Raw genomic sequence first — 12,104 nt, 5'->3', positions numbered from 1 at the left:
CGTTAGTTCAATATGCGTCAGCCCGGGCCTTTTCATGGCACCGTCACCTGAACGTCGAAGTTATGCCGGAAAGGTTTAAGCGAGATGAGGATGGATTTACCGATCTATTCAAAGTCACGGGAAACAAGAACAGACAACTCAGACGCATCCCGTACCCACAGGGACGGATACTGGAATACCGCCGTGTGCTTTGACAAGATTTAAGTTGGCTAGGCTTTTGCCCGCGTCCGACGCACAACGGGCACGGCTATGAGTCCCGATACTTGACCAGTCTCTATAAAAGTGTACGTTTTCGTCACCTTAAGAAAAAGATCAACGGTGGGTGGGCTTTTGTCGATCAGCATGGTGAAAACGTACTGGAGAAACTCGCTGAGTATAGGAAGGCGACAGGACCACCCAGAATGTATGCCATCGGCTCACGCGACGCGCTCATACGGCTTCGGCCAGCGGCGACCGAAGCCGCCCAGCCGAAACGAGTCCGCTGCTCCGCAGGCGTGAGGTCGACCTCGGCGAGGATGCGGTCCGGTTCGCGACGCTCGACGAGATGTGCGCTCGCCGGTGAGCTCACCGGCCACTCTGGGCAGACGACCCGCATGACGCGAAGGTCCGGCCATGCATTCAGGCACGGCCGAACCTGGTGAGGTCGCGACGCCAGAGGTAGCGATGCTGCCCTACGCCTCAGAATCGATGAGGATCTTGCCCTTCACGGCACCGGGTGTCTTGTACATCTCGAAGGCATCGGCTATCCGGCTCAGCGGAAGGGTCTTGAACACGAGCCCCTCGTACCTGAGCTGGCCAGTCGCAAAAAAGTGCGCGACGGTCTTCCACTCCTGCCCGGGAAACGGCGCGGAGTAGCTCATCCACGAACCAGTGAGCGTAAACTCCCTACGGTTTATCTTCTCCCACTCATCGATCGAGAAGCTGATCTCGCGCGTGGGGGTGCCGATGTAGCATACATATCCCTTGTTTGCCACAAGATCGAAGGGCATCTTGATCGTGGGCACCGCTCCTGCCGTGCCATAGACGTAGTCGAAGCCACGCCCACCAGTGAGTTCGAGGGCACCCTCTAGCCACCCCTCCTCACTCGAGTCAACGACATCGTCCGCGCCGAGGCTCTTGGCAAGCTCCAGGCGCTCCCTCTGGACGTCGAACACGACGAGCCTAGCCGCGCCATAGATCTTTGCGAACTGCGCGGTGAGAAGCCCGATGGTTCCGCCGCCCACGATGGCGACCGTTTTGCCACCTCTGTAGGGAACGCAGTCCAGGCCGTGGACGGCGATGGTGGCAGGCTCAAAGAGCGCGGCCTGCTCGAAGCTCACCTCATCGGCAACCTTAACGGCGTTGGCCTCGGGTACGCACACGTACTCCGCAAAGCTGCCAAAACGGCGCGAGCCGATGAACGTGTAGTGCTTGCAGAGCGAGAAGTCACCGCGCCTGCAGTCATCACACTCCATACAGGGAACCAAGGGCACGCCGGCCACGCGATCTTTGGCCCCAAGCGACGTGACCCCCTCGCCTACGTCCTCGACGGTGCCCGAGAACTCGTGCCCGAGGACGTTGGGGTAGAAGTGACATGCGTCACCGTTCACGCGCGGCACGTCAGAGCCACAGATCCCCGTGTACTTGACTTTGATCAGAACCTCACCCCTCTTGGGCGCAGGACGCTCGATGTCCTCGTAGCGAATGTCCTCGCGCGCATGTACGACTCCCGCCTTCATGGCAATGCTCCCTTCCTTTTCCCATACCTATGAGCTCTCATGAGCTCTCGCGATAAAGGAGCGTTCGTTGGTGTTGATGTCTTGGCACATCCTCAAGAGGCGATGCCCAACACCCGCCTCCCGTTACTCCCTAGAGGGGCCTATAGCTCGTCGTCCTCATCCTTGCGCGCGACAGCGACCTCTGCGGCGCGCCTCTTCGAGAAACGTACTGACATCACGAGGCAGGCGACGTACGAACCGGTGATCAGGATGACCGAAACCAGGTTCTGCATGCTGCAGATCGACGTGAAGACATAGGTGATGGGCCACCCACCCTGATCGAGTGCCGCAATCTGGGCTCCTGGGGCAAGGGTGAAGATACCTGTGGAGGTCCCGAGCGCGGTGACCCAGTCCACCGTCTGGTTGGCGATCCAGATGATGATAGACATGATCAACGTCCCCGAGAAGAGCGTGCGGAACAGGTTGCCCTTGTGGATGCCGACGGCGATGGCGATGAAGAAGCCGATGGTCGCGAGGTCACCAAAGGGAAGGACGCGATTGCCCGGTATGATGATCGCCAGAAGCAGCGTGATGGGGATGAAGATGAGTCCTGCGGTGACGACCTGGGAGTCACCGAGGAGGATGGCAGGGTCGAGACCGATGTAGTACTGCTCGCCTCCGAACCGCTCGTTCATGACCTTCTTGGCGGACTCTGTGAGTGGCATGAGACCGTCCATGATGCACTTGACGATCTTGGGCATGAGGACCATGACGGCAGCCATGTTCACGCCCAACTTTAGGAAGCCGGCGACGTCATAGCCCGCGAGTAGGCCGATGATGGCGCCGAGGGCAAATCCTATGACGACGGGCTCACCGAAGACGCCGATCTTCTCCTGCAGGGTGTCCGCGTTGATGTCAACGTCACGAAGAACCGGGATCCTATCGATCAGCCAGTCCACGCACACCGCATAGGGTCCCATGAAGGCAGAGTCTCCGTGGGGAACGGTGATGCCGTCCAGCTCGAAGTACTCCTCCATGACAGGGGCCCAAATGTCACCGAGCTTGTAGGCTACGATGGCATGGATTGCGACCCCCAGCATGCCGATCCAATAGTTTCCGGTGACGACGTAGGCGATCGCACCTGTGAACGTGAAGTGCCAGATGTTCCATATGTCGACATTAACGACCTTGGTAAGCTTGAGAAGCAGCATAACGACGTTAATGGCAACGGCAAGCGGGATAGCCACGTAGGCGATCTGCGAGGCCCAGGCTGCCGGAGAGATGCCCGGCCAGCCCTGGTCGATGATGGTCAGTGACAAGCCAAAGCGCTCGCTCATGGCCTGTGCGGCAGGACCCAGCTGATCGTTCATGAGCGTCACAATGAGGTTCAGGCCGACGAAGCCCACGCCGATCATAAGGCCGGCACGAACGGCCTTGCCAGGTCCCACCCCCACGACGATGCTGAGTATTGCGATGATGATGGGTAGCATGACCGAGGCGCCCATATCGATGATGTACTTGATAGTGAAGATCGCTCCATCAAGCATGGTCTTTAACACTCCCTTCCTTCTGTATCAAGAACATGACCCTAAAAAAATAATGGCAGCTAGCTGTCTGTGACCTACTTGTCCTTCAGTGCCTTGAGTATCTTCGCCTCGACCTTCTCGGTGCCGACGCCCGAGATGAACGCGGTACCGGGGACGATGGGGATGCCAAAGTCGCGCTTGAGGCGAGAGGTCGGGACGATGAGGACGGCGTTATCCAAGTTCGAGGCGATCTCCGAGATGCGGCACTGGCAGATCTCGACGTCGATGCCGTTTTTCTTTGCGAGCTCCATGACTGCGTTTGCAGCGACGGTGGATGTGGCGACGGCGCCACCACAGGCGACGATGACCTTCTTCTTCATGACTTACTCTCCTCCCAGGGCAAACTCCAGCGCCTGCTCCTTGTCCTTGATGATCTGGATGATTTCCTTAGGGTCCTTGGAGCCGATGAGCCTCTGCAGGACCTCACCGTCCTGGATGATGAGGACGATCTGCTTGAGCTGGTCGATATGAGCGTGCGGGTCGGTGACGCAAAGTGTGAAGACAAGCTTCACCGGCACCTCCTCATCGGTACCCATCTCTAAGAACGTGACCGGTTCCTTGAGCACGCCGATGCAGGTGGCCGTGCCGTTCGCGTAGTCAACCGGCGTATGCGGGATCGCGATCCCGATTCCGTTCACGTTAAGACCCGTGGGATACTCCCCCTCGCGGTCCTTGAGGGCCTGCACGTAGTCCTCCCTGCCGTACCCGGCCCTGACGAGCGCCCCGCCCAGCTGGTCGAAGACCTCATCGGTGCTCCTTGCCTCCACACAGGTGAAGATGAGATCCTCCTTGAGCTCTTCCCAAACCATGCCGTGTACCTCCTTTCCCTCTGCACCCACGTACCTCTTGCTGATGCTCATAGTAGGGAGAGGCCCGGAACAGGACCAGTCAAAGGCGTTTCACAGTTTTTGACAATTGCTTTACTAGCGCCCTAGGCACACGGGGCCATTCCAACTCCGCTGGCTCATACCGTTCGCGACGAGCCGCACTCGCCTGCCCCGAGGCACCTGTGCCCCAAGGCGATGCCCACAGGCACAGGTCCAAGACGTTCGTTCGACTAGCCCTGGAGCCGCCACTCGTGGCGCTCTATGGCAGTTGCGGCTTCCGTCGGCCTGACGGCGTCGCACAGCGCCCGCTTGAACGTCGGCTCGCGCAGGAGGTTCACGAGGTTGAAGAAGGCGCGCAGGTGCGTCTTGGCATCTGTGGCCGATAGCGTGCACACAAAGTCAATGGGGTCAAGCTCGTCTGCCCCAAAGCACACTGGCTCGACGAGGCGTATGAGGTTCATCCCCAGCTTGAGGGCACCCCTGTCCGTACCTTCATGCGGCATCGCGAAACCCTGGGAGAGCACGAAGTAGGGGCCGTTCTCCTCGGCATTTCGTATCATCGCGCCAACGTAGCGCTCAGAGATGTAGCCCAGATCAAGAAGGGGAGCGGCGGACTTCTCGATGGCGTCCCTCCAGTCTTGGCAGGCCACGTCCAACTGTATGTGGCTCGCGGGGAGCAGCTGGTACAAGTAGGGTTGCAGGGCAAGGTCCTGCCGGTGGTCCGCAGCCACGCCCCTGTGAAGGAAGTGTTGTCTGACCTCGGCCTTGATCCGTGGCATGAGGTAGCCGGCCGCCTCGGGGGCGCCACGCGTCACCACCGCTTCGAGCGCATGGATGAGCGTACGCGCCTCGCCCAGATCAGCGTCCGTGGCTATCACATGCCGACGGGACCCCCTGAGCCGGTCGATCTCACGACGGATGCGCTCAAGGTCTGCTCCTCCAAGGGACGAGGAGACGACCACGCCCTTAATGGGGCAGTCCCTGAGCGGCACTGTGGAGACCATGAGGTCAGCATCGGTTGCCACAAGCAGGCTCGCCTCATGCGACGGGATCACGTCCACGATCTCAAAGTCAAACTTGCCGCGAAGCGTCTCGGCGAATAGCTGGGACATCCCTACTCCCCCGCTACAGGCGACGATAACCCTGATCTGCCCCTCGACGCTGCGACGTCGCTCCAGAGCCGCGCATAGGTGAAGGCAGATGTAGTCCAACTCGACCTCGCTGAGCGAGCGAGAGCCGAAGGTTTCAAGCAGGCCCCTGTTCTGGCGCACGGCAGTCGCTAGCTCGGGATGCCTTCCCACGACCGCAGAGACCTCCGTCGTCGCCGGAGGTTGCGGCGGTCGTTCTGAGAACAACGATCCCATATGGCGCGAGAAAAACTCGAAGAGGTCATAGTCGCTGCTGAGGTTCACGCCGATGCCCTTGGAGACGCGATCGATGAACTGGCGACAGACAACCTGCGTCTGTACGTCAACCGTCTGAAAGACCTCATGCCCAAGGAGGTTGGCCGACGCCAAGAGTCCTTGGAGGTAGTTTCTCTCAGCATCGTTTACCTCGATGCAGCAGTATTGGGCGACGAGTGCAAGCACGTCGGTGGCAAAGGAGTCCGCGAGGCTCTCTGGCCTTGGAGAGTCCTCCTCGAGCCTGCACCCGACGCGCACCCTGTGCACCATGATGCAGAGGTAGTTTCGTATCCTGCGAAACTCGTTGTCCGTCATGCGCAGCTGATGGGCCTGGCACCGCTCGTTGAGGATCTTACGAATGGCGACGGTGTCATCTGCCGAGAGCTCCCCAAAAATCGTGACATCCAGAGACTCCGGGAGCCTCTCGGCAGACACGCTTGCTAAGAGCAGGTATGCGCGCCTCTCCGCCTCCTCTCCGTTGACGATGAGTCCCCTTCCTGACCTTGAGACAAGCTCAAGGTACCCTGCAGAGAGCAGGTCACGGATGGCATCGAGGTCATGTATGATTGTCACGCGGCTCGTGCCCAGGCGGCTCGCCACCTCGGAGAGGGTGATGTAACTCGTAGCGTTTGCGACGAGCACACTCGCAAGCAGCCTCCGCTCGTCGCGCGAGAGCCGATACGCAGAGAGTCCCCCTCGGGCAGGCGATCCCGCAGCTCGACAAAGTCATCTGGCAGAACTATGGAGCCACCCGGCCCATAGTTGATGAGACCGAGTCCGGACCCCTCCAAGAAGCTGTTGATCGAGGCGATATCGTTTCTGATCGTCCGCTCCAAGACGTCGAAGCGCTCGGCAAGGATCGCGAACGTGGCATCGTCGCCCACGCCCAAGAGCTCTCGGACGATGTCCATCGAGCGCCTGTTCACGTATCCGCCCCCCAACCGTCACGACAGGAACGCCCTCGGTCACACGACCCTACCCCATCATGAGCCCGCTGGCACAAAGGACCCCGGCTCCAAAGGACGGGTCATGAACGAAGGTGTCGAACCCGTGCGGGCGGCATGCGCGAGGTCCTCAAGCGCGAGAGCCACGGCATCATCCGCGCAGCGACCAACGTGCCAGCGGGCAGCCCTAGCCACGGCCTCGGTCGCATTGGCCACCGCCACCGAGTTGGGCACGGCCTCGATCATCGAAAGGTCGTTCTCCGAATCACCGAAGGTCGCGACCTCATCGAGGCCAACGCCAAGCTCCCCTGCCATAAGCTGCACGGCCTCGCCCTTTCCCCACCCAGCCGGGCTTATGTCGATATAGGGTGCCACCGTGCTTGGGAAGACGAAGCTGAGCGCGCCGACCCGCTCGCGCAGGACGTCGCGGATGAGCGTCATCTGCGCGCGAGAGCACACGCAGTAAACGTTACTCTTGAGGTAGGAGAACTTCCTGGGCTCCCTCACGACACGATTGGGGCGCCCATAGCCCACCCGTAAGAGACAGTCTCTGAGCTGCTCCTCTCGCGAGGTGACGAAGGTCACGCCGCACTCATCGAGCGAATAGACCGTGAGCCAGGCATCGTAGCCGAGCTCGTCGAGCACGCCCGCGACCTCGCGCAGCAGCTCGCTGTCGGTCGGGACCTCCCTCACAATCTCACCGTCGATGCGGATGACCTGCCCATTGGCAAAGGCACCCGTCGCAAAGCAGCGCTCGTCTCCCCCAAACATCCAGCCCATGGCATTTGGGACTCGACCCGAGACGGGACCGAAGTGCAGCCCCTCGTCGAGAAAGCCGTGGATCGCCCTGCGGGTGCGCTCACTCGCGTAGGGTGCCCCGTAGGGAATCAGCGTGTCGTCGATGTCAGTGAGGACGAGCTTGATCATGGGCACTCCCGCATCTCTTAGGGTGGGTCGGCCACACACGGAGCCGACAAGCTGCATGTACCAAGTGTAGCTCAGGTTCCATGGTCCCGAAAGGCCTATCCTTTTCCCATCCCGGGTAGAATCCAAGCATCACCATCGCCTCGCGGCAAGAATCGCGAGGACGACACCCCCTGCAACAAGGAGCTTGCGTGGAAACCCTCGAGTTCGTCCTCATCGTGCTGTCCTGCGTCGCGCTGTCATCTGTGCTCGATAAGTTCTCACACGTCTCGCTACCGGTCCTACAGGTCGCAATAGGCCTGGTGATCACCCTCGTTGCGCCCAGCGTGCTTGAGGTCCGCATCGACGCTGAGCTGTTCCTCGTGCTTTTCATCGCGCCGCTCCTCTTCAACGAGACGCGTGAGGCAGATCCCAAGGCCCTCTGGAACTCGCGGGCTGACATCCTGTCACTCGCGATCGGCCTGGTGGTCGCATCCGTCCTGACGCTTGGCTACGCCCTCAACTGGCTCGTGCCTTCCATCCCCCTGGCGGCGGCCTTCGCCTTCGCCGCAGCCCTCGGCCCCACGGACGCCGCGACCGTCACCGCGCTGCGCTCCTCCGTATGCCTCACCGAGCGCCAAAGGACGCTACTTTCCGGCGAGTCGCTCATCAACGATGCCTCGGGTGTCGTGGCGTTCCAGTTTTCGGTCGCCGCAGCCGTGACAGGGGCGTTTTCCGTGACGGCCGTGCTCGGCTCCTTCGCGCTGCTGTTCGTCGGGGGCATCGTAGTCGGCTTTTTCGTGGGTTTGCTCCTCTCACTGCTCATAGGCATGCTCCGCCGCCTGGGCTTTGAGGACGTCACGGCACACGTCCTCTATGAGGTACTGACGCCGTTTCTCGTGTACCTCTTTGCCGAGTCCCTCCATGTCAGCGGCATCTTGGCCGTCGTCGCCGCAGGGCTTGTCATCGCCCGGCCGGCCCCGCGTCTCTCCTCGCCCACCGCAGCCCGGCAGAGGCTCGTCTCCGATAGCTTCTGGCGCGTCATCTCGTTTCTCATCAACGGAACGGTCTTCGTCTTTCTGGGCATGCAGCTCCCACTTGCGGTCACTCCCGGCCTTAACGGCGGCCTGGGCCTCATTGAGATCGTCGGCATCGTCCTCACCATGGCGCTCCTGTCACACGCCTGCCGCTTCCTCTGGCTCTACCTGATGGAGCTCCTTCGCAGAAAGCGCGGCCAGCACCTGTGCGGACCGGGGAAGGACCTGGTCAGAGACGTGCTGGTCACGACCATCGCGGGCGCAAAGGGAGCAGTGACGCTGTCGATCGCCTTGACGCTCCCCTACACCGTCGACTCGGGGGCAGCCTTTCCCCAACGCGAGCTCATCATCACCATCACCGCAGGCGTCATCCTCACCACCCTCCTGCTCGCCGACAGCCTCCTGCCTCGCCTTGCGCCCATGCCGGATAGCGAAGGCAACTTGCAGGAGCGCGTGCGTGAGGGTTCCATCGCAGTTCTCTCTGCCACACTTGGGGAACTCCGGGCGATGATGAGCGACAGCCGCATCGAGGCGAGGTACATCCCCGCCCTGCGACTCACCATCACCCGCTACTCCAGCCGCCTCCTCTTCGAGCGCATCAGCACGCCCGAGACCGGACCCGAGACCCTCGCGATCATCCGCGATACCAACACGTTCCAAGAGGCCCGCCTCAAGGAGTTGCACCTGCGCCATCTGAGGCACCACGATGAGACGCCCTGGGAGACCATCCTCGAGGACATCCGATCCATTCGCCGCTCAGTGGGCTACATTGGCCCCATGGCAAACATCGGTACGCGCACAGACGGCAACTCACGCCTCCGGATGCTGGCGAGCACCTTGAGGCGTACCCTACACCGCCTCTGGTCGCCCAATGGCAACATCCGCACCATCTCCGACGACGATCGGGCGTACTTCCAGGCCTGCATCTACGCCATCGAGCTCGAATACACCGAGATAGAGCGCCTGAACGAGATCGCCGCAGGTGCCGACTCACGCAGGGCAGAAATAGCCAAGAACCTGCTCGTGGAGCACGAGTCTGCGGTCGAGTCCATCTGGAGCCGCATCAACATCGGTCAGGAGGGTGCCGACACCGGTCGCCAGAGCTCCTACGTCCTTCCCTATAACCTTGACTCGCACGAGATTGCCCCGCGCTTCAGGGAGCAGATAGCCCACGCGCGCGAGTACGCGGACGACGTCGACGAAAACGCCCTGCGCATCGAGCTGGACCAGATCATACGGCTCCAATCGGAGGGCACCATCGATCGCGAGGTGGCCACCAAACTTCGCGAGAACGTCTACTATCTGCAGATGGCATACAGCGAGTGACGCTGCGCCTCACCGTGAAACGTAGCTCCTGGGCACTACGCCACCAGCCTGCCGCCCAGGTAGGTCTCCTCTACCGTGAGGCTGGCGGACAGCACGTTGAGGTCGGCGACACGGCCGGGCAGAATGAGGCCGCAGCCGTCATCGATGCCGCAGGACACGGCCGGAATCTCGCTTCCCATGCGTATGGCCTGCTCCGCAGTGACGATGCCCCAGTCCATGAGGTTCTTTGCCTCCTGCGCGATGGTGGTGGTGGAGCCCGCGATATTTCCCGTCTCCCCATCACCGCCCACAAGGCGAGCAAGACCCCCCTCCACGCGAATGGGCAGGTCTCCGAGGATATAGTCGCCCTCGGGCATCCCGCCGCAGCGCAGGCAGTCCGAGATAATGGCCACGTGCTGCCAGCCCTTCGCGGCGACGAGTGCCTTGATGGCCGCAGGAGCGACGTGCAGACCGTCACAGATGAGCTCGGCGAAGGTCGTCGGCGTCGTCATCGCCAGACCAACGAGGCCGGGCGCACGATGTCCAAACTCGTCCATGCCGTTGAAGACGTGGACGAAGACCGTCGCCCCCGCCGCGACTGCCGCCAGACCCTCCTCATACGTCGCGGCCGAGTGACCGAGTGCAGCCACGACGCCCATCTCCTTAAGGGTGGCGCAATAGCGAGGAGAACCCTCGCGCTCGGGTGCAAGAGAACTCTTGCAGATGAGGCCATGGGCCGCGTCCTGCCACTCGCAGAAGAGTCCCACGTCAGGATCGGTCATGTGCGCCGGGTTCTGCGCACCGGCATGCTTCTTTGTGAAGAAGGGACCCTCCAGGAAGATGCCCTCTATACGTGCGCCCATGAAGTCGTCGCCTCGGGCGCACCTCGCCTCGTACACGCTCGCGCAGGCGGCGCGGATCTGCTCGCTCGGCTGGGTGAGCGTCGTGGGAACCCAGCTCGTGGTGCCCCTGCGGGCAAGCCCGACGCTCGCGGCGTCCACACCACGAGCGTCGCAATCCATCACATCATGGCCCATGAAGCCATGGACGTGCGTGTCCACGTAGCCCGGGGCGACCCAGCAGCCGCTGCGATCGATGACCTCCATATCCTCGGGAGCCTCTCGTGCCACCGGCAGGAAGACGCCGTCCAAGATAGGCAGGTAACCCGCAAACACCGCACCCCCCGGAAGGACGAGGTGGTCTGATTTGATGCAGAACGGCTTATGTGCCATGGGCATGGCTTTTCCCCTATCGCTACGTCACCTGATCGTGGGTCTCTCACGAGCCAGTATACGGGATCGGTATCCGGAATGTGCGTCCTACACGTTCGCCAGCTGGGCGACACCTGTCAACATGCGCGGCTGCACGATGGCCTACCATGGGAACGGCAGACGGAAGATTGCAGGGAACTTCGACGACGCGTCGAAGGCAAGGGAGGCTCGCACATGCATGTTGTTGAGGAATGGCAACCCTACCTGGACTACAAGATCTACGTTCGCATAGTCGAGCCGGATAGGCCCGCCCGAAGGGCCACACCGCTCGTGCTTCTCCATGGCGGCCCCGGCTCGACCCACAACTACTTCGAACTCTTGGATCCGCTCGCGGACCTCGATGGGCGAAAGATAGTCATGTACGACCAGATCGGCTGCGGACGCTCGTGGGACGACTCCATGGCAGGCCACCCCGACCTCTGGCAGGCTAAGACCTGGCTAGGTGAGCTCACTGCCCTGCGAACGCAGCTGGAGCTCGAGCACCTGCACCTCTTGGGTCAATCCTGGGGTGGCATGCTCGCCATCATGTACCTCTGCGACCTGAGGCCTCGCGGCGTGCACTCCCTGGTCCTCTCGAGCACGCTCGCCTCAGCGAGCCTCTGGAGCGAAGAGGGCCACAGGCGGCTGCGCTACCTACCCGAGGGCGAGCGGCGCACGTTCTTACAGGCCGAGGCCACAGGAGACTTCGACACGTCGGAGTTTCGCGCCGCAGAGACGCACTACATGAGGCTCTTCTCAACAGACCCGGTAAGCGAGCTGGGGCCAGATGCTCCCGAGTGCCTGACGCGCCCCAAGCGATCGGGGCGCGAGTCATACGTGACCGCCTGGGGAGACAACGAGCTCATGCCCTCGGGCACCCTCGCTGGCTACGAGTATGCCGATCGCCTCGGCGAGTTGGACCTCCCCACACTGGTCGTCAGCGGCACGCAGGATCTCTGCTCGCCGCTTGTCGCCAAGCAGATGGCAGATGCCCTTCCCCGTGCACGCTGGGAGCTCTTCACTAACTGCCGCCACCTCTGCTTTGCCGAGGACACGCCCCGCTACCTGAGGCTGCTCAGCCATTGGCTCAGTGAGTTCGACTGAGACGATCCCACGCAAACGAGTCAGCACAGAACGCGCGGGGCAGCCGAA

At 61.7% G+C, this 12,104-nt stretch carries 10 protein-coding genes; 2 read left to right on the top strand and 8 right to left on the bottom strand.

Translation table 11 applies throughout. From position 1 onward, the window contains the following. Positions 1–671 precede the first annotated feature (671 nt). The 7 genes from ADJ70_RS04780 to ADJ70_RS04750 form a co-directional block, all read right to left on the bottom strand. The gene (locus tag ADJ70_RS04780; protein WP_050343979.1) at positions 672–1,718 is read right to left on the bottom strand and encodes a galactitol-1-phosphate 5-dehydrogenase; all 1,047 of its coding nucleotides are present in this window, start codon (positions 1,716–1,718) and stop codon (positions 672–674) included. 140 nt (positions 1,719–1,858) lie between these two features. Continuing rightward, positions 1,859–3,244: a PTS galactitol transporter subunit IIC gene (locus tag ADJ70_RS04775; RefSeq protein ID WP_050343977.1), complete on the bottom strand. Its 1,386-nt coding sequence runs from the start codon at positions 3,242–3,244 to the stop codon at positions 1,859–1,861. 74 nt (positions 3,245–3,318) lie between these two features. Beyond that, positions 3,319–3,603 (bottom strand): PTS galactitol transporter subunit IIB, encoded by a 285-nt coding sequence (gene gatB / locus ADJ70_RS04770; RefSeq protein ID WP_050343975.1) that lies wholly within the window; start codon positions 3,601–3,603, stop codon positions 3,319–3,321. Positions 3,604–3,606: 3 nt separating this feature from the next. After that, a complete protein-coding gene (locus tag ADJ70_RS04765) occupies positions 3,607–4,092 on the bottom strand; it encodes a PTS sugar transporter subunit IIA (RefSeq protein WP_050343974.1) in 486 nt (161 codons plus the stop codon). Between the two features lie 248 nt (positions 4,093–4,340). Beyond that, a complete protein-coding gene (locus tag ADJ70_RS04760) occupies positions 4,341–6,086 on the bottom strand; it encodes a BglG family transcription antiterminator (protein ID WP_062393086.1) in 1,746 nt (581 codons plus the stop codon). Continuing rightward, on the bottom strand, positions 6,083–6,439 hold the full coding sequence (locus ADJ70_RS04755) for an HTH domain-containing protein (protein ID WP_172674446.1): 357 nt from the start codon (positions 6,437–6,439) through the stop codon (positions 6,083–6,085). The genes ADJ70_RS04760 and ADJ70_RS04755 overlap by 4 nt, the downstream gene beginning before the upstream one ends. 57 nt (positions 6,440–6,496) lie before the next feature. Next, on the bottom strand, positions 6,497–7,384 hold the full coding sequence (locus tag ADJ70_RS04750; protein ID WP_050343968.1) for an HAD family hydrolase: 888 nt from the start codon (positions 7,382–7,384) through the stop codon (positions 6,497–6,499). Between the two features lie 188 nt (positions 7,385–7,572). Between ADJ70_RS04750 and ADJ70_RS04745 the strand changes: the two genes are divergently transcribed. Further along, complete coding sequence (locus ADJ70_RS04745) at positions 7,573–9,723, top strand: Na+/H+ antiporter (RefSeq protein WP_050343966.1); 2,151 nt, start codon at positions 7,573–7,575, stop codon at positions 9,721–9,723. A 35-nt stretch (positions 9,724–9,758) separates the two neighbouring features. On the opposite strand, the gene nagA is transcribed toward ADJ70_RS04745, so the two are convergent. Beyond that, a complete protein-coding gene (gene nagA / locus ADJ70_RS04740) occupies positions 9,759–10,934 on the bottom strand; it encodes an N-acetylglucosamine-6-phosphate deacetylase (RefSeq protein WP_083443817.1) in 1,176 nt (391 codons plus the stop codon). 213 nt (positions 10,935–11,147) lie between these two features. On the opposite strand from nagA, the gene pepI reads away from it, so the two are divergent. After that, positions 11,148–12,056 (top strand): proline iminopeptidase, encoded by a 909-nt coding sequence (pepI, locus tag ADJ70_RS04735; RefSeq protein WP_050343963.1) that lies wholly within the window; start codon positions 11,148–11,150, stop codon positions 12,054–12,056. The last annotated feature ends 48 nt before the right edge of the window (positions 12,057–12,104 follow it).

Origin of the sequence: Olsenella sp. oral taxon 807 (genome assembly GCF_001189515.2) — a bacterium.
Taxonomy (GTDB): Bacteria; Actinomycetota; Coriobacteriia; order Coriobacteriales; family Atopobiaceae; genus Olsenella_F.
The sequence above is the reverse complement of the archived record's forward strand: the minus strand, read 5'-3'. Positions and strand labels throughout refer to the sequence as shown.